This window comes from Nocardia sp. bgisy118 (genome assembly GCF_057708605.1).
Genome location: NZ_JBYISM010000001.1, coordinates 133,362 through 149,932, shown reverse-complemented (window position 1 = coordinate 149,932; position 16,571 = coordinate 133,362). Strand labels below are relative to the sequence as shown.

Below are 16,571 nucleotides of genomic sequence, written 5' to 3'. Positions count from 1 at the left end.
GGCGAGCACTCCGATCGGCGTGGTTTGTCTCGCACGGAAGGCGATGCCACCATGGTGGCGTGACCGTTTCCGGCCTCGGCGCCCCGGGCCGCAAATACCGGGGCGCCGGGCCCGAACAGCGTCAGCAGCAGCGTCGTGCCAGGCTCGTCGACGCGGCGATCGAGGAATTCGGCACGCGGGGCTATCGCAACACCACCATCGACGCCGTCTGTGCGCGCGCCGGCGTCGGCAAACGCTACTTCTATGAATCATTCGACGGCAGCGAGAGTTTGCTGCTCGCCGCGTACTCCGTCGCCACCGACCGGCTGCGCCGGTCCATCGTCGACGGAGCCGCCGCGTGCCCCGGCACCGTCGACACCGCCGTGCGCGGCGCGATGACCGGCTTCTTCCGCGGCATCGCCGAAGACCCGAGGATCGCGCGGATCGAGTTCTTCGAAATACTCGGCGTCAGCTCGGCCGTCGACGCGGACTACCGCGAGGTGACCGGATCTTTCGTCGACACCTTGCTGGAGCTGGTCACCCCGCTGACCGACATCGAATCCGTGCCGCGCCCGCGCCTGCGTACCATCGCCACCGGCCTGGTCGGCGCCGTGCTCATGATCGCCCAGCAATGGGTCCTCGGCGACTGTCGCCAACCCCTCGACGATGTCGTCGACAGCGCCCACACGGTGGTGACCTCGGTGCTGGAGGGATTGGGCCGGTAGTCGGACCGGCTGTGCGAGCATGGCCGCCGCTGCCCTCGGTTTCGAACTCCACGCCCCAGCCCGCCACCCCGGCCCGGCTGCGAACACGTCCGATGAACCGTCCCGCGACGGGACTTCTGGAATGATCTGTCCATGGCCGAAGCACGCGGTGAGGTCGAGTCCATCCCACTGCGGACGCCGCGCTCCGCGGCGGTCGCCGGCATCGCCTTTGCCGCACTTTTCGCGACTGTCATCGTGCTGGTGGGGACCGCCCTGCCGCCTACACCGTCCACCGCATCTCCCCGGGTCGTAGACGACGGGAGGATCGGTGCGGCATTCTTCCTCGCACCTTTCGCGAGCATCGCGTTCCTGTGGTTCATCGGCGTTGTTCGAGACCGTCTCGGCAGGTTCGAGGACCGGTTCTTCTCGACGGTGCTGCTGGGCAGCGGGATCCTGTTTCTCGCCTTCACGTCCGTTTCGACGGCGATCGCCGGAGGCCTTCTGGCGGTCTCGCAACGCTCGGATCTCGACGTGAACGGAATCCTCTTCTTCGGACGTGAGGTGGTCCTGGGCATCAACCACGTCTACGCGGTGCGGATGGCGGCGGTCTTCATGATCACCCTCGCCACCATTTTCCTGCGTACCCGGATCATGCCGCGCTGGCTGCCCCTCCTCACCTATCCGCTGGCGCTGCTCTTGCTGATCGTCTTCAGTCTCAATCTCTGGGTGGCGCTGGTCTTTCCCTCGTGGGTGCTGGTGGTCAGCGTGACGATCCTGATCGGCAATCGACCGAAATCACGCCCCGCACTCGACGAGCTGCCGTGACACCGTGGATATTCTTCGGATGGATTGTCGCGGCTTGACCTAGCGGCGTGGGCGCGGTGGCAGGACGCCGACGACGCGCATCGTGGGCACTGGACCGGCTGCGCGTTGCCGGGCTGCCGCTGCGCACACCATTGCCGCGCACTGTCACGGACCGACGCACACCTCTCCGCCGGTCCGGAACACACGGCGGACAGGCGGTCACGGCAAGCGCGGGGTGCGCGAAGAACACCGTCGCACCGAACGATCGCCGGTAACGCGGTATCAGTCGTCGTCGCGGAGGTGGTCAAGCGCTCGGCTGATCCAGGTGGCGAACTGGGTGGTCAGTTCGGCGGGGACGGTGGGGCGGACGGTGATGTGGGCGCCGCGGAGCTCGGTGTAGCGGCCGTCGCCGGAGATGTCGTGCCATTGCAGGACATTGCGGGGTTTGGCGGGGGTGTGCAGGGAGCCGGTGAGCAGGACGGCGGAGCCGCCGCCGTCGGCGGGGCGGCCCAGGAGGCGCTGGTAGCGCTCGCGCGGGGTGTTGCGGGCGTTGTCCTGGAGGTAGCCGTCGCGGCGGGGACTGAGTTCATCCGGGTGGAAGGTAGCGGGTTTCTCGGCGCCGGGTGCGCAGCCGGGAATCGACTTCGCCAAACGGGCGGGCAGCTGGTCGGCGTCGAAGGCGCGCAGGCGGATCGGGCCGTGCTCGCTGTCGGTGCCGTACTGGGTCAACGTGACGGCGCGATGACCGGCGCGTGCGCCGAGGATCCGGTACTCGCGCAGGTCATCGCGGCCGGTGCTGGCGCGATGTTTGCAACTGCCGCCGAGGATTTCGATGCGGAACTCGGAATCACCCAGCGTGTGCAGGGCGGCGCGGATCTCGTCGAGTTCGTCGGCGGAGTAGCGCCGCCGGACCGCGTCGCGGTGCGCGGCGAACTCGTCGCGGAAGGCGAACTGGCTAAGGTGGCGCAGCGGGCTTGGGATCCGATCATGCGCGTCACCCAGCCAGAGCGCCGCGAAATCGTCTGTTTCCCAGGTCCATTCAGCCATTTACTATCCTCATCTCCCGATCCGGCACCCAAAGCCCCGCACGCCTGCTGGTCACGCGAAGCTCAGCACCGAGCCCAGCAAGCGGAGCTTGCCACGGCGCGCCTGGCACGTGCCGCCCAGCGAACGGGGGCTCGGCACGTAGCGTGCTGACACGTGCGGCTCAGCATTGAACATCGTGCAATACCGTTCCACCCGATGCACCGCCCGTCTCGGCCCGCACGCCCCCTATGGCGAAGCATGCGGACCGCCGGTCGGTATCAGTCGTTTTCACCACCGATGACGCCGCCCGGGATCGTCCTCGGGACCTCGCCGAGCAATTCGTCGGTGTTCTCCTGCGTGACAAGATATTCCGGCAGCTTGTGCTCCTCGTCGTCCTTGCTGCCGCCGCGCGCGCCCGGCGCGGCCATGCCCGGCATACCGGCCATGCCGCGCGTGGACGGGTTGCCCGCCGCCGCCAAACCGCCCACCGGGCTTTGCGTGCCGGGCGCCGTCGGCACGCCCTGGACACTGCGGCCCATGCCCGGTGGTGTCGGGACGCCCGGGGTGCCGGGTCCCGGGCCGCCGGGCGAGCCTGGGCCGGAGGGGACGCCGCTCGGTACCGTGCGGTTCGGGTCGGTCGGGTTGACTCCGGCCGGGGTTGTCGACGTCGGAGTCTGGGTGGCGGGTGTGGTCGTCGTGCTGGTCGGGTTCGTCGAGGTGTCGTCGGTGGTCGTGTCCTCGGGGGTCTCCCCTTCCGCCGGCTCCGCGCCCGGAGTGTCGGGTATACCGTCGCCGTCGGTGTCGCCCGGCACGCCGGAACCAGGGCCGGGGCCGGGGCCGCCAGGGCCTGGTCCGGGGCCGTTCGGGTAGCCACCAGGTGGTGGGGCCGAAATGTCCAGCGAGGAGGTGGGACTCACGGGCGTGGGCAGCACCGGAATCTTGCCGTCGATGTCGGCGAACGGTTTGACGTAGTGCGTCTCCATCGCCACTTGCGCAGCCTGTTCCTCCTGCGACTGTTCTCGCTGGAGCTCCCACCGATTCGGAGGCCACAGCCAAGATGTCCAGGTGACCACGACGGGGTCGGGAAGGGCCTTCTTGGTGTTGACGATCGCATCGGCGGCATCACGCACCCGGGTGTACATCTCCGCGAGTACGGGCGTCAGCTCGTCCGCTTTCTTCGTGTATTCCTGGATCCGCGTCTTCGCCATCTCGGCTGTCGGGCCGGACCAAGCCTGCGACATCGAAGTTCGAATCGAGCGTTCGAAAGTCCGTAGACCCTGATCCCACAGATTGCGCACTTGCCAGTACTGCTGGGCCTGGTTCACCGCATTGGTCACGTCCAGCGGGCTGAAGGCGTCGTTGATCTCGGGATGCTTCCAGCCCTGCGGATGTTCACCACCGATGGGGATGCGTGTGCCCTCGTAGCCGCTCATTTGGCCGTCCCATCCGGCAGAATGAACGGACCGAGCACTTGCCCCTCCGGAGGACGCTCCGGCAAGGTCTCGTTCAATCGATTGAACTCTGCGGCAAAGTCACTGTCCGCCTGCATCATCCGCTCGCGGGCGATCCGGTGCACTTCCTGGATGTCCTCCACGACGCGGTAATGCTGTTCCATGATTTCCCAAACCGCGTTGCCGTCGTCAGCCGCTTTGGCCTTCGTCCTGAAGCGGTTGACAACCGTCTGTGCCGACACCAATTTGTTGTTGCCTTCACCCAGGCCCCATGGCTCTTGGTTCGACACGCCATCCATGACGGTCTGAATGCGCCGGATTACGCGTTTGAAATACTCGCAGTCGCGATCGATATAGATGAAGTCCTCCGGCTTCATCTCGACAGTCGCATACCCCTCGCGCGCCGCGCTGAGCAGGTTCGCCATAGGCCGCGGCCCTTGATCGTCGCTCATGAATCGAACTCCACCCCCGTGTTTCGAGTACCCATGACCGTCTTCATGCGCCCGCAGGTATGGTCGGCACGACCTTCTCCGCGAGCGAACGAGTCAGCTCGCAAGTGTCGAGGTGACCCGTCTTTTTTGCCGAAGGCGGATTGGTCAGATAGATCTCGAGACTGCCACCTTGCATCTCGATGTTCAGGTTGCATGCCGTTTCTGGCCGGGTCTCGTTCTGCCGGGTCGAGATCGCACGTCGTCCGTCAATGGTGAACTCGCGGGTGTCTGGAAAGTTCTTTGCCCGAACCATTTCCACGGTGAGGTTCGTGGTTCGGATGCTTGCACCGTAACCATCGTTCTGGACCCAGATACATCCGCGCCACTTGATACCGCCTGAGACGTTCGAATCGTTCGCAGTCCTGTCCAGCAACTTCTCCGAATCCAGCACGCTCTGGGGAATATCCTTACAGGCGTTGTAACCCGTCGGTACATCCGCCGCAACTCCCGTCCCGGCGTTGGTGGCAGTGGAACTCCCAGACGGCGTCGCATCCCCGCCCACCGACGACCCACACCCCACCAGCACGAACGCGGCTCCGAGAGCGAGAACGCCCACCCGCCACGCATTCGACTTGCTCGTCATCGGCACCTTCACCGCCGGACCCTCGGCATCACGGGGTAGACCGGCTTCTCCGCCCCCAGCCAACTGCGGGTGAGACTACCATCGGCGCGCGAACACTCGCGAGATGCGGAAGCGCCTTTCCTGCCCAGCCCGCATGGCTCGCGCCCGATCGCAACGCGGCGAAAACTGTTCCGCCGAGCTGGCCGAATGCGGACGAAAGAGCGGTCTCGCACGACTCGACCTCGCTCGTGCGCCATTCGGCTAGGTTCGCCGTCAGGTCCCGAACACGGAACCGGTCCGATCAGGAGATCGGTTGCTGGAACCCGCCACCCGCGATGGCTCTGGCGAACGCCGCCCACTCGCTCCGCGAGCAGGCCAGCAATCCGCCGACTGGATCCTTCGAATCACGCAGACCACCAGTCCATCTGGGAGGAGTGCGACCTCGATGCAGTCCCATTCTGACTTGCTGCGGCTGCCGTTGCAGCAGCCGTCAGCTGAGATGTCAGCCGTCATATCGCGTACTTCTTCGCGATCTCGCAGATGAGGTACCGGCTGTCGGCCTCATCCAACGCGGAACGCTGCAGATCGACATGGATCTGCCGGTACTGCTGTACCTCTTCGACCTTCTCGAGGAACAACGCTCCGGTGAACCCCTGCAGGTAGACCACCGGAGGCTCGGTGAGATGCACCGTTGGATGCCTGGGGAATTCGAGTATCACGAATGGCCCGACACTCAATCCGACGTATGCCTGCGCGGAACGCGGTACGACACGCAGGGAAACGTTCGGCAAGTCACTCAGACTGGCGAGATGTTCGAGCTGGTCGGCCATGACGGCCGGGCCGCCGATCGCCCGATGCAACAGACATTCGTCCAGGATCGCGTCCACTGCGATCGGATTGTAGATGTCGGTCAAGCGCATCTTCCGCCGAGCGAACACCCCGATCCGCCGCTCGACCTCCGCTGTGGGCATCTGCGGAGCATCGATCCATGTGATAGCTCGCCGATAGTCCACAGTCTGGAAGATCCCGGGCAGCAGCGCGATCTGATACGACACAATCCTTTTCGCGGCCGCCTCCAGCCCCACGAACAGATCCATGTGCTTGGGGATCGCATCCCCGTACGCATGCCACCATCCCGCGCGTCCCGCCTCCTCGGTCAGCGCGAGCAGCATACTGGTGACGTTGTCACCCGCGCCGTACACCTGGCACAGCCTTTCGATGAACAGCGGATTCAGACGGACAGGCTGCCCCGTCTCCATACGCCAGAGGGTTTGTTTGCCGACGCCGATCGCCAGGCGGGCAGTCTCGGCGCTGACGCCCGATGTTTCGCGAAGCGTTCGCAGCTGTCGGGCCAGCACGCGCTGCGGCAAGGTCGATCCGGTTGGGGTCACTACAGATTCCCTTTCGTAGCCTCACTAGTAGCCAGGTATCCAACTGGAACCAATCGACGGGAATCCTTGGAACCTCGGCGAATTCCGCCGGTTCCACCACCTCGAACATTCCCGCCGCGCAATACCCGGTGCTTCACTGAACGCGCCCCGGTCCGAATCAGAAAGTCCTGAAACTCTATCCACCGCAAGGGTTCCAGGTCCAGGACGGCGCGCATGTCAAGACTTCCGGCGAATCGAGGACCCATGAACGACACGGCGTTCGCGGACACCCCGGTGTCCAGATGCACCTACTATCGGCGCACCTGCGGCCTACCGGCGGGCATCGAACCGAAGGCCGGTCGCATCGTCATGACGGCGGGCTTCGTCGGCGGTGTCACCATGCCCGCGACGCTCGGAAGGCAGGTCCGCGACGAAATATTGTTCCAGGGCGGCGCGATCGGCCCGATCATCGACCATGTTCGTTCGCGCAGATGGACTTTTCTGTGCCGCCCGGATTGCACCGAGGACGCAGACCTGCGCCTGCGTTTGCTCCGACTGGACGTTTCGGTCGTCGCGCAGGGCGGCGAGATCGCGCTACCCGCTCCAGCGGACACCGCATTCCGCCGCTGGGTGAACCCGCCCCGCGATACTTTCCGCCCCTCGGGAGCGACGATCGTCGCGCTCGCGCTCGCCTGCGCGGGGGCGAGCCGAGTGCCACGGCGGGTCGCCCGATGACCGAGCCATTGCCGACGAGAAGCCAACTCCTGCAAGCGTGTCGGGGCCGCCCGCCGGTCGACCACTTTCTCGCGCCGCACGCGCGGGAACTCACGGTCCTGCACCACCGCAGGCTGGGCGAGGAGCGCGACGCCGTCCCCACCCTCGATGAGCGCCGCGCCCAACTGGTGCGCGGCATCGACCGCTGGGCGCGTGCGAACCTCCCCGTCGCGCCCGGCGGGGCTTACCTGCACACCGAGGGACTCGGCGCGATCACTGATCGCCTCGCCCAGCTCACCGCCCATGCCCACAGCGCTCTCGCCGAGAGCTCCGACTGGGACCTGTGGTTCGCCTGGGAGCGCCTCGCGGAACTCGCCGTCGCCTACGAGGATCTCGCCACGGAACTTGTCGCGGGCCGCCGCAGGCTTCCCGACATCACCTGACGGCGCACACATCCCGGAGCTCGGATAATCGCGTGCCGGAGGCGCCGGGCTGGGGGCAGACCGATCCACGGGGCTGTGGCAACCGATGGCGGGCCGGTTCACGGAAGCACCGCGCCGACCGCCGCGGGCGCGTTACTGCTGCCGCACGACCACCGAAGTCCGGATCGATCACCCCCACGGCACCCCGCTTCGGTGTCGACGACGACTTCTTCGACCTCGGCGGCAACTCGCTCGTCGCCACCGGCACGAACACGAACAACGGCGCCCTCCTCCGAACTCGAAGAAGGGCGCCGTGAAACCCCTTGCGAATCCCTAGAACTGATCCTGCTCGTAATCCGAGCTGAGCAGTTCGTCGGTGTGCGTCGCACCGATGACATCCGGCGTCGACTCACCGAGCGGTCCGGTCAGATCGTCGTTGCCCGTGCGGCTCTGGTACGGCTGCACATTGCGCGAGTGCTCGTCGTCGTCGGACTGCCGGGCACCCGCCGCACCCGGCGCGCCGCCCATGAACGAACTGCCGGTGCCCGCGGGCGTGGTCGCCGCGCCGAGACCGGTCGGCAGCGTCGCGCCGGGCATGCCGATGGGGCGGACAGCGGGCACCGCCGAGCCGGGCAGGCCCGGGATGCTCGGTAGTCCGGAAGAACCGGGCCCGGGGCCGCCGGGGCCGGGGCCGCCAGGTCGACCCAGCGGACCCAGCAGACTGCTCGGCGAGCCGGGCGTGCCCGCGGGCGAGGTGCTGTTGAGCGAGGACGGGACCGTCGAGGTCGACGTGTTGAGACCACTGCTCGGGCTGCTGCTCGCCGCCTGCGTCGCGGCCTCCTGCGCCTGCGTCAACAACGGCTCGCCGATGTTCTGCGCGGCCGCCTGCGCCACCTCTTGCGCCGAGGGCAACCCGCTCTGGCCGAGCAGCTGACCGACGACGCCGTTCAGCTCGGCGGTCTTTCCCGCCAGATCGCCGCGGGTCAAGTTGACCACCGAGACGGCCTGCCCCAGATGCTCGGTCGCGCTGGCGATCAGCGCGGCCTGCCCCGGCGGGGTGAGAATTACCGGCGCCATCGCGGTCGCCTGAGTCGCGAACGAGCCCGCGATGCCGAGCAATTGGGCGTTGCCCTGCTGCACGACGGCCGCCGCCCGCTGGGTGAGCTCGGAGATGTCGAAGCCGCGCTGGCTGGTCTCCTGCCCCTGCTGGTTGGCTTCCTGCCCGGCGGCCTGCGCCTGGCGCGACGCCTGTCCCTCCCAGAGCTGCTCGACGGTGGCCAGGCTGCCCTTGCCGATCTGCATCGCCGTCTCGATGATCTGGGACGACTGGCTCAGGATCGCGGTCGGGTCGAGTGCGCCGAGCACCCCGGTGCCGAAGCTGCCGAGCAGATCCAGGATCGGCTTGAACAACAGATCGACGCCGGGCAGCGCCGGGATCTGCAGTCCGTTCATCAGCGCGCCGATCGGATCGGCGGGCAGTTCCGGCAGCGTGGGCAGCTGCGGGGTCGCCGCCGCGGCGGGCGTCGCGGCGCCGGACGGGCCTCCGCCCAGCGCGCCACCGAGCAGTCCGCCCGCCTGACCGATGAGGTTGGTCGCCGCGTCGTGCACCTGTTCGGCGGCGTGGCTGATCGCGGTGTTCGCGCCGCCGAGCAGGCTTTCCACATCGGTGGGCATCCCGCCGAGGATGTCCTGCGCCTCCGGCGCGGGCGTGCCGCCGAGGCCGGGCATTCCGGCGGGCACGGTACCGAGCGCGGGCGCGTCCTCACTCACCTTGTGCGACAACACGAATTCGGGCGGTTCGATGGCCGGGATGTCCTCGGGCAGCTGCGGCAGCGCCAGATCGATGATGGCTTGATCGGTCGGGATCGCCGCGGGGACTGCCTGATTCGCACCGGCCGCGGCGTGGTCGAGCGAGTCGGCGGCGGGCTCGGACGGGGCGATGAGGCCCGTGGACGAGGAGTCGAGCGGCTTCACGCCCCGCCTCCGATCTCGCCCGCCTGGACGTTCATCGCGGCCGCGTTGCCGGTGTCGGTGCCCTCGTAGAGCGAGGCGGCGTTGAACGCCTTGAACGACAGGTCGGCGTACTTGGCCGACAGATCGTTGATGTCTTTGGCCTGCAGAACTTGCGCGGCCGCGAAGCTCAGCAGATAGTCGGCGCCGATCAGTCCGAACACCGGCGTGAGCGCGGCCACCTGAGCCGGCCCGTCGAAACCGGCCGAGGAAATCTGTGCGGCGATCCCGGCGTTCTCCGTGGCGAAAGCCTGGACCGCTTCGGTCTCCACCGAGAGATTACTCATCGAGTTGCCCCCCAATTCGTCGTGAACATCTGTGTCGTGCACATAGCGTTGTCGAAACGTCTCCCTGCCCGAAACGACTGTGCCCCCGGACAGCTCGGGCCGTCCGAACCGCGAAGCCGCTGCGGTTGGGCTCAATATAGCCGACGCCACCGGCAACTTTCGAGACCGCGGCCGCCCGAAGCGGAACGGATCGCGCCACGACAAGAGGGAACTACAACGTGTTGCAAATTAGAACAAGTTCTATATTCTAACGGCCATGAAGGTCGCAGTGACCGGCGCAGCCGGCTACCTTGGCACGAATCTGCTCCGCCTGCTCGTCGATCAGGGACACGAGGTCACCGCCATCGACAGGGCGGTCCCCGGGCAGTCCGCGCACACGAACGTCACCTGGGTCGCGGGGAACGTCCTCGACCCGGCGTCGATGCGCGAAACACTGGCGGGCGCGGAGGTCGTGTACCACTTGGTCGCCGTGATCACCCTGGCCGAGAAGAACGATCTGGCCTGGAAGGTCAACACCGAGGGTGTGCGCGTGGTCGCCGAGGCCGCGCTCGAGGTCGGCGCGCGCCGGATGGTGCACGCCAGCTCCATCCACGCGTTCAACCAGTACAGCTGCGGCGGCCGCATCGACGAGAGGTCGGGGCGTTCCACCGACCCGGCGCTGCCGGTGTACGACCGCTCCAAATGGGCGGGCGAGGTCGAACTGCGCAAGGTCGCCGACAAGGGACTCGACGCCGTGCTCTGCAACCCCACGGGCGTGTTCGGCCCCGTCGACCACAGCACCCCGCTGTCCCGGATCAACCGCACACTGCGCGACGCCGCCCAGGGCCGGGTGCCCGCGATGATCGGCGGCGGCTTCGACCTGGTCGACGTGCGCGACGTGGCACAGGGCCTGATCCTGGCGGGCGAGAAGGGCCGGACCGGCGAGAACTACCTGCTCGGCGGGTCGATGATCTCGATGCTCGACCTGTGCCGGATGGCGGCGGCGCACGGCGGCAAGAAGGGACCGAAGTTCACCATCCCGCCCAAGCTGGTCGGCGGCCTGATCCCCGTGCTCGAGCCGGTCGGCAAGATGCTCGGCACCGACATCCTGTCCAGGGCCGCGCTAGGCGCGCTGATCTCGGCGCCGGTGGTCGACCACGGCAAGGCGGAACATGAGCTCGGCTATCGGCCGCGCCCGATCGACGACACCGTGCGCGATCTGGTCGCGTTCTTCGCCGACGCGACCGCGTTCGACGCGACCGACGTGCGACGGATCGCTTGACACACCCTAGAACACATGTTCGACTGAGTGGGTGCGGTGGCAGAACCAGACCCTGGACGCCGACGACGGCGCACTGCCCGGCTTGAGCCGGGCGGGGTTCGTTCGCACCGTGCAGACCCCGGAATTCGAGGGCATCACATTCCACGAAGTGCTCTGCAAGAGCGCGTTGAACAAGATGCCCGAGAGTTCGACACTGCCGTTCCAGTGGACGATCAACCCGATGCGCGGGTGCTCGCACGCCTGCCGCTACTGCTTCGCCCGCCCCACCCACGAATATCTGGACCTGGACGCGGGCCGCGATTTCGACGCGCAGATCGTGGTGAAGACCAATATCGCCGCCGTGCTGCGCAAAGAGCTCGGCAGGCGGTCCTGGCAGCGGGACCCGGTCGCGCTCGGCACCAACACCGACCCGTATCAGCGCGCCGAGGGCCGATACCGGTTGATGCCGGGCATCATTCGCGCGCTGACCGATTCCGGCACCCCGTTCTCCATCCTCACCAAAGGCACGTTGCTGCGCCGGGATCTGCCGCTGCTGACGCTGGCCGCCCGCGAGGTGCCGGTGAGCCTGGCCGTCTCCATCGCCATCCTGGACCCGGAACTGCACCGCGGCCTGGAATCCGGAACGCCGTCGCCGCGCGCCCGGCTCGACATGGTCCGCGCGCTGACCGACGCGGGCTTCCCGGTGCACGTCCTGGTGGCGCCGGTGATCCCCTACCTGACCGACGGCCGCGCGCACCTCGACGAGTTGTTCGGCGCGATCGCGGCGGCGGGCGCGACCTCGGCCGTCGCCTTCCCGATGCATCTGCGCGGCAGCACCCGCGGCTGGTTCCTCGAGTGGCTGGCCGAAACGCACCCAGCCCTGCTGCGCCGCTACCGCCAGCTGTACGGCCGCGGCGCCTACGTCGCGCCGGAGTACGCGGCGTGGCTGCGCGAGCGGATCACGCCGCTGCTGGAGCGGCACGGCCTGACCAGGGACGGAGAGACCACCGCCGCACCCGCGCGGGAGCCGGAGCCGGAGGGCGCCGTGGACACCCAACTCGCGCTGTTCGCCTGACCGGGCGCCACCCGACCTCCGGAAACCAATCGGGAGCGGACTGCGCGCTTCGGCGGCGATACCCGGTCCAGGCGGAGTAGGTTGGCCACTGGCACCTCTCACCTCGACGAGGAAGTGAAGCAGGCACATGGTTTCGCACCAAAACGATGTCGGCACAGCCAAATTGGAAAAGGTCGTCATTCGGTTCGCCGGGGACTCCGGCGACGGAATGCAGCTGACCGGCGACCGCTTCACCCACGAAGCGGCCGCGTTCGGCAACGACCTGGCGACCCAGCCCAATTTTCCCGCCGAGATCCGCGCGCCGCAGGGCACGCTCCCTGGCGTCTCGTCCTTCCAGATCCAGATCGCCGACTACGACATCCTCACCGCGGGCGACCAGCCCGACGTGCTGGTGGCGATGAATCCGGCGGCGCTCAAGGCGAACCTCGAGGATCTCCCGCGCGGGGCAACCCTCATCGTGAACACCGACGAGTTCACCAAGCGCGCCATGGCCAAGGTCGGCTACGCCACCGATCCGCTGCAGGACGGCTCGCTCACCGACTTCGTGGTGCACGAGGTGCCGATGACCTCGCTGACGCTCGCCGCCACCGAACCCGCCGAGGTCGGCAAGAAGGACGGCCAGCGCGCGAAGAACATGTTCGCGCTCGGCCTGCTGTCCTGGATGTACGGCAGGCCGATCGGCGGCACCGAACGCTTCCTCCGCGAGAAGTTCGCCGGTAAACCGGACATCGCCGAGGCCAACGTGCTCGCCTTCCGCGCGGGCTGGAACTACGGCGAGACCACCGAGGCCTTCGCCACCACCTACGAGATCGCGCCCGCCACGCTGGCGCCGGGCACCTACCGCCAGATCACCGGCAACACCGCGCTGGCCTACGGGCTCGTCACGGCGGGACATCTGGCCGGGCTGCCGGTCTTCCTCGGCACCTACCCGATCACGCCGGCCTCCGACATCCTGCACGAGCTGAGCAAGCACAAGCACTTCGGCGTCACCACCTTCCAGGCCGAGGACGAGATCGCGGGCATCGGCGCGGCGCTCGGCGCCTCGCTGGGCGGCGCGCTCGGCGTCACCAGCACCTCGGGCCCGGGCCTCGCGCTGAAGAGCGAGACGATCGGGTTGGCGGTGATGACCGAACTGCCGCTGGTGATCGTCGACGTGCAGCGCGGCGGTCCCTCCACCGGCCTGCCCACCAAGACCGAGCAGGCGGATCTGTTGCAGGCGCTGCACGGCCGCAACGGCGAGTCCCCGGTGGCGGTGCTCGCGCCCCGCTCCCCCGCCGACTGCTTCGCCACCGCCGTGGAGGCGGCCAGGATCGCGCTCACCTATCGCACGCCCGTGCTGTTGCTGTCCGACGGCGCCATCGCGAACGGCTCGGAGCCGTGGTCGATTCCGAACGTCGCCGACCTGGCGCCCATCGACCCCGCGTTCGAGCCGGACGCCGACGACGAGGCCGGATTCCAGCCCTACGCCCGCGATCCGGAAACCCTGGCCCGCCCGTTGGCGGTGCCGGGCACCAAGGGCCGCGCGCACCGGATCGGCGGCCTGGAGAAGGCCGACGGCAGCGGCAACATCTCCTACGACCCCGCCAATCACGAGCTGATGGTCCGGCTGCGGCAGGCCAAGATCGACGGCATCGCCGTCCCCCGGCTCGAGGTCGACGACCCCGACGAGCGCGCCGAGCTGCTGCTGATCGGCTGGGGCAGTTCCTTCGGGCCGATCGGCGAGGCCTGCCGCCGCGCCCGCCGCCGCGGCGTCCCCGTCGCCCAGGCGCACCTGCGGCACCTGAATCCGTTGCCGCCCAACCTCGGTGCGGTGCTGCGCCGCTATCGGACGGTGGTCGCGCCGGAGATGAACGGCGGTCAGCTGGCCATGCTGCTGCGCGCGAAGTACCTGGTGGACGTGCAGCCGTGGACGAAGATCGCGGGCACCGCCTTCTCGGCGCAGGAACTCGTCGGCGTCATCGACGCCGCGCTGGACGGCTCCCTGGAGGACATGGAGCAGGACAAGTCGTTCGCCGCCCGCGCGCGGGCCACCTATCGAACGCAGGACACACGGCGCCCGGCCGCGGCCGAGCGGATCGGGGGCAACCGATGACCATCGTCGAAACCTCACTCGTCGGAACCGATCTCGGGCTCACCGGCGTATCCGGGGTGCCCGCCGCGGACGGACCGCAGAAGGTCAAGGACTTCACCTCCGATCAGGAGGTGCGCTGGTGCCCCGGCTGCGGCGACTACGTCATCCTGGCCACCGTGCGCGGGTTCCTGGCCGAACTCGGATTGCGCAGGGAGAACCTGATGTTCGTGTCCGGGATCGGCTGCTCCAGCCGGTTCCCGTACTACCTGGAGGCCTACGGCATCCACTCCATCCACGGCCGCGCGCCCGCCATCGCCACCGGCTTGGCGGTGACGCGTCCCGATCTGTCGGTCTGGGTGGTCACCGGCGACGGTGACGCGCTGTCCATCGGCGGCAACCATCTGATCCACGCGTTGCGCCGCAACGTGAACATGACCATCCTGCTGTTCAACAACCGCATCTACGGGCTGACCAAGGGCCAGTACTCACCGACCTCGGAGCAGGGCAAGATCACCAAGTCCACCCCCATGGGCTCGGTCGACCACCCGTTCAACACGCTCTCGCTGGCGCTGGGCGCCGAGGCCAGCTTCGCCGCCCGCGCCATCGACTCCGACCGAGCCGGGCTCACCGAGGTGCTGCGCGCCGCCGCCGAACACCGCGGCACGTCCTTCGTCGAGATCCTGCAGGACTGCCCGATCTTCAACGACGGCTCCTTCGACGTGCTGCGCCGCGGCGACGCCGAATCGCGGCTCATCCCGCTGCACCACGGACAGCCGCTGCGCTTCGGCGCCGACGGTGAATACGCCGTCGTGCAAAGCGGTTTCGGCCTGCGCGTGGCCCGCACCGCCGAGGTCGCGGAGGCCGACATCGTCGTCCACGACGCCTACTCCGACGACCCTGAATACGCCTACGCCCTCTCGCGTCTGTCCGACCAGGACTTGGGCCACGTGGTGACCGGCATCTTCCGCAGCGTCACCCGTCCCACCTACGACGACGCCGTCCGCGCCCAGCACAGCGCCGCCGCGGACCGCAACCCCCTCGCCCCCGACTCCCTCCAAACTCTCCTCACCGGCCCCGAGACCTGGACCGTCGGCTGACCGCGCAGCGTCTCCGTACGCGTCGCAGCGCCGGTATCCTCTGCGAGGCGTGCGGCAGCCGTGTGACGTGTCGCGCCCTACGATGGATGTGTGCGGATCGCGGTCGGACTCTCCACCGCGCCTGACGCGCGGGACGCCGGCGCGGAAGCGGCCCTGCATGCGCGCGATCAGCTCGCGGGTGCGTCACCCTCGATCGCGGTGCTCCTCGCATCGCGAGCACACTCGGATGCGGCTCCGGCCGTGCTGGAGGGTGTCCATCGGTCGGTCCGGGTGCCCGCGCTCGTCGGATGCGTGGCGAACGCGGTCGTGGCCGGACGGCGCGAACTCGAGGACGAACCCGCGACGGCGGTGTGGCTGGCCACCGGTGCACCCGCCGAGACGTTCCACTTGGACTTCGTCCGCACGGCCTCCGGCGGGCTGCTCGCCGGTCACCGCTTCGACCGGGCCGAGCACGACTTCCATCTGTTGCTGACCGACCCGTACACGTTCCCGACCGAAGCGCTGCTCGAGCACCTGAACACCGACCTGCCAGGCATCATCGTGATGGGCGGGCTGGCGAGCGGCGCCGCGGGGCCCGGCGAGAGCCGGCTGTTCCGCGACCACGAGGTACTGGCCTCGGGCGCGGTCGGCGTGCGGCTCCCCGGACTGCGCAGTGTGCCGGTCGTGTCGCAAGGCTGCCGCCCGATCGGACAGCCGTACATCGTCACCGCCGCGCGTGGCGCGTTGATCACCGAGCTCGGCGGGCGGTCGCCGATCGATCGGTTGCGCGAGATCGTCGAAGCGCTGCCACCCGATCAGCAGGAGTTGGTGGCGCACGGCGTGCAGATCGGCATCGTCGTCGACGAGCACCTGGCCACCCCTGGACAGGGTGATTTCCTGATCCGCGGGCTGCTCGGCGCCGATCCGGCGAGCGGCGCGATCGAAATCGGCGAAGAAGTCGAGATCGGCACGACCGTGCAGTTCCAGGTCCGCGATGCGATCGAGGCCGACAAAGATCTGCGCGCCGCACTCGCACAGGCGCGCGCGGAGCTCCCCGGCCGCCCCGCGGGGGCGCTGCTGTTCACCTGCAACGGACGCGGTAGGCGGATGTTCAAGATCGCGGATCACGACACCGCCGCCATCAGCGACGTGCTCGGCGACATCCCGCTCGCGGGCTTCTTCGCCGCGGGCGAGATCGGCCCCATCGCGGGCCGCAACGCGCTGCACGGATTCACCGCATCGCTGGCGCTGTTCGGCGAATGAGCGTCGGCGTCCGCACCCGGAGCCGT

The 16,571-nt window shown here is 68.3% G+C and carries 17 protein-coding genes; 9 read left to right on the top strand and 8 right to left on the bottom strand.

The features are described 5' to 3' along the window. Positions 1 to 59 precede the first annotated feature (59 nt). Both AC3EO7_RS00585 and AC3EO7_RS00580 read left to right on the top strand, forming a co-directional pair. A complete protein-coding gene (locus AC3EO7_RS00585) occupies positions 60 to 704 on the top strand; it encodes a TetR/AcrR family transcriptional regulator (protein WP_435590157.1) in 645 nt (214 codons plus the stop codon). A gap of 132 nt (positions 705 to 836) precedes the next feature. After that, positions 837 to 1,508, top strand: a complete 672-nt coding sequence (locus AC3EO7_RS00580; RefSeq protein ID WP_431972125.1) for a hypothetical protein — start codon at positions 837 to 839, stop codon at positions 1,506 to 1,508. A 261-nt stretch (positions 1,509 to 1,769) separates the two neighbouring features. Here AC3EO7_RS00580 and AC3EO7_RS00575 read toward each other — a convergent pair whose 3' ends face one another. The 6 genes from AC3EO7_RS00575 to AC3EO7_RS00550 form a co-directional block, all read right to left on the bottom strand. Then, positions 1,770 to 2,534, bottom strand: coding sequence for an ESX secretion-associated protein EspG (locus AC3EO7_RS00575; protein ID WP_435590156.1), 765 nt, complete (start codon positions 2,532 to 2,534; stop codon positions 1,770 to 1,772). Positions 2,535 to 2,791: 257 nt separating this feature from the next. Next, positions 2,792 to 3,946, bottom strand: a complete 1,155-nt coding sequence (locus AC3EO7_RS00570) for a WXG100 family type VII secretion target (RefSeq protein WP_435590155.1) — start codon at positions 3,944 to 3,946, stop codon at positions 2,792 to 2,794. Continuing rightward, on the bottom strand, positions 3,943 to 4,416 hold the full coding sequence (locus tag AC3EO7_RS00565) for a hypothetical protein (RefSeq protein WP_435590154.1): 474 nt from the start codon (positions 4,414 to 4,416) through the stop codon (positions 3,943 to 3,945). The genes AC3EO7_RS00570 and AC3EO7_RS00565 overlap by 4 nt, the downstream gene beginning before the upstream one ends. A gap of 43 nt (positions 4,417 to 4,459) precedes the next feature. Next, positions 4,460 to 5,038 carry a DUF3558 domain-containing protein gene (locus AC3EO7_RS00560; RefSeq protein WP_488186250.1) on the bottom strand — a complete coding sequence of 193 codons (579 nt, stop codon included), beginning with the start codon at positions 5,036 to 5,038 and terminating at the stop codon, positions 4,460 to 4,462. Positions 5,039 to 5,318: 280 nt separating this feature from the next. Further along, positions 5,319 to 5,474 (bottom strand): DUF397 domain-containing protein, encoded by a 156-nt coding sequence (locus AC3EO7_RS00555; RefSeq protein WP_435590152.1) that lies wholly within the window; start codon positions 5,472 to 5,474, stop codon positions 5,319 to 5,321. Positions 5,475 to 5,526: 52 nt separating this feature from the next. Continuing rightward, positions 5,527 to 6,408: a helix-turn-helix domain-containing protein gene (locus tag AC3EO7_RS00550; RefSeq protein WP_435590151.1), complete on the bottom strand. Its 882-nt coding sequence runs from the start codon at positions 6,406 to 6,408 to the stop codon at positions 5,527 to 5,529. Positions 6,409 to 6,651: 243 nt separating this feature from the next. Here AC3EO7_RS00550 and AC3EO7_RS00545 point away from each other — a divergent pair, with 243 nt between their 5' ends. Further along, positions 6,652 to 7,122 carry a DNA-directed RNA polymerase subunit beta gene (locus AC3EO7_RS00545; RefSeq protein WP_435590150.1) on the top strand — a complete coding sequence of 157 codons (471 nt, stop codon included), beginning with the start codon at positions 6,652 to 6,654 and terminating at the stop codon, positions 7,120 to 7,122. Beyond that, positions 7,119 to 7,544 carry a DUF4254 domain-containing protein gene (locus AC3EO7_RS00540; protein ID WP_435590149.1) on the top strand — a complete coding sequence of 142 codons (426 nt, stop codon included), beginning with the start codon at positions 7,119 to 7,121 and terminating at the stop codon, positions 7,542 to 7,544. The genes AC3EO7_RS00545 and AC3EO7_RS00540 overlap by 4 nt, the downstream gene beginning before the upstream one ends. Before the next feature lie 312 nt (positions 7,545 to 7,856). Here the strand turns inward: AC3EO7_RS00540 and AC3EO7_RS00535 are convergent, their stop codons facing one another. Together AC3EO7_RS00535 and AC3EO7_RS00530 are read right to left on the bottom strand one after the other, a co-directional pair. Then, positions 7,857 to 9,497: a WXG100 family type VII secretion target gene (locus AC3EO7_RS00535; protein ID WP_435590148.1), complete on the bottom strand. Its 1,641-nt coding sequence runs from the start codon at positions 9,495 to 9,497 to the stop codon at positions 7,857 to 7,859. Next, positions 9,494 to 9,820 (bottom strand): type VII secretion target, encoded by a 327-nt coding sequence (locus AC3EO7_RS00530; protein WP_431972133.1) that lies wholly within the window; start codon positions 9,818 to 9,820, stop codon positions 9,494 to 9,496. The genes AC3EO7_RS00535 and AC3EO7_RS00530 overlap by 4 nt, the downstream gene beginning before the upstream one ends. Positions 9,821 to 10,076: 256 nt before the next feature. Between AC3EO7_RS00530 and AC3EO7_RS00525 the strand changes: the two genes are divergently transcribed. From AC3EO7_RS00525 to AC3EO7_RS00505, 5 genes are all read left to right on the top strand, one after another. Further along, positions 10,077 to 11,081: an NAD-dependent epimerase/dehydratase family protein gene (locus AC3EO7_RS00525; RefSeq protein WP_431972134.1), complete on the top strand. Its 1,005-nt coding sequence runs from the start codon at positions 10,077 to 10,079 to the stop codon at positions 11,079 to 11,081. A 31-nt stretch (positions 11,082 to 11,112) separates the two neighbouring features. Continuing rightward, positions 11,113 to 12,135, top strand: a complete 1,023-nt coding sequence (locus AC3EO7_RS00520) for an Rv2578c family radical SAM protein (protein ID WP_435590147.1) — start codon at positions 11,113 to 11,115, stop codon at positions 12,133 to 12,135. Positions 12,136 to 12,262: 127 nt separating this feature from the next. Then, positions 12,263 to 14,227, top strand: a complete 1,965-nt coding sequence (locus AC3EO7_RS00515; RefSeq protein WP_431972136.1) for a 2-oxoacid:acceptor oxidoreductase subunit alpha — start codon at positions 12,263 to 12,265, stop codon at positions 14,225 to 14,227. Next, positions 14,224 to 15,303: a 2-oxoacid:ferredoxin oxidoreductase subunit beta gene (locus AC3EO7_RS00510; protein ID WP_431972137.1), complete on the top strand. Its 1,080-nt coding sequence runs from the start codon at positions 14,224 to 14,226 to the stop codon at positions 15,301 to 15,303. Before AC3EO7_RS00515 ends, AC3EO7_RS00510 begins: the two co-directional genes overlap by 4 nt. Positions 15,304 to 15,393: 90 nt before the next feature. Beyond that, entirely contained in the window at positions 15,394 to 16,545 is a 1,152-nt protein-coding gene (locus AC3EO7_RS00505; RefSeq protein ID WP_431972138.1) for an FIST signal transduction protein, read from the top strand. Positions 16,546 to 16,571 lie beyond the last annotated feature (26 nt).

Excerpts from the sequence above, each read along its gene's own strand:
- AC3EO7_RS00545 (WP_435590150.1), top strand. The coding sequence starts at position 6,652 with ATGAACGACACGGCGTTCGCGGACACCCCGGTGTCCAGATGCACCTAC.
- AC3EO7_RS00570 (WP_435590155.1), bottom strand. The coding sequence starts at position 3,946 with ATGAGCGGCTACGAGGGCACACGCATCCCCATCGGTGGTGAACATCCG.
- AC3EO7_RS00580 (WP_431972125.1), top strand. The coding sequence starts at position 837 with ATGGCCGAAGCACGCGGTGAGGTCGAGTCCATCCCACTGCGGACGCCG.
- AC3EO7_RS00560 (WP_488186250.1), bottom strand. The coding sequence starts at position 5,038 with ATGACGAGCAAGTCGAATGCGTGGCGGGTGGGCGTTCTCGCTCTCGGA.
- AC3EO7_RS00540 (WP_435590149.1), top strand. The coding sequence starts at position 7,119 with ATGACCGAGCCATTGCCGACGAGAAGCCAACTCCTGCAAGCGTGTCGG.
- AC3EO7_RS00530 (WP_431972133.1), bottom strand. The coding sequence starts at position 9,820 with ATGAGTAATCTCTCGGTGGAGACCGAAGCGGTCCAGGCTTTCGCCACG.
- AC3EO7_RS00565 (WP_435590154.1), bottom strand. The coding sequence starts at position 4,416 with ATGAGCGACGATCAAGGGCCGCGGCCTATGGCGAACCTGCTCAGCGCG.
- AC3EO7_RS00525 (WP_431972134.1), top strand. The coding sequence starts at position 10,077 with ATGAAGGTCGCAGTGACCGGCGCAGCCGGCTACCTTGGCACGAATCTG.
- AC3EO7_RS00575 (WP_435590156.1), bottom strand. The coding sequence starts at position 2,534 with ATGGCTGAATGGACCTGGGAAACAGACGATTTCGCGGCGCTCTGGCTG.
- AC3EO7_RS00510 (WP_431972137.1), top strand. The coding sequence starts at position 14,224 with ATGACCATCGTCGAAACCTCACTCGTCGGAACCGATCTCGGGCTCACC.
- AC3EO7_RS00555 (WP_435590152.1), bottom strand. The coding sequence starts at position 5,474 with ATGGGACTGCATCGAGGTCGCACTCCTCCCAGATGGACTGGTGGTCTG.
- AC3EO7_RS00515 (WP_431972136.1), top strand. The coding sequence starts at position 12,263 with ATGGTTTCGCACCAAAACGATGTCGGCACAGCCAAATTGGAAAAGGTC.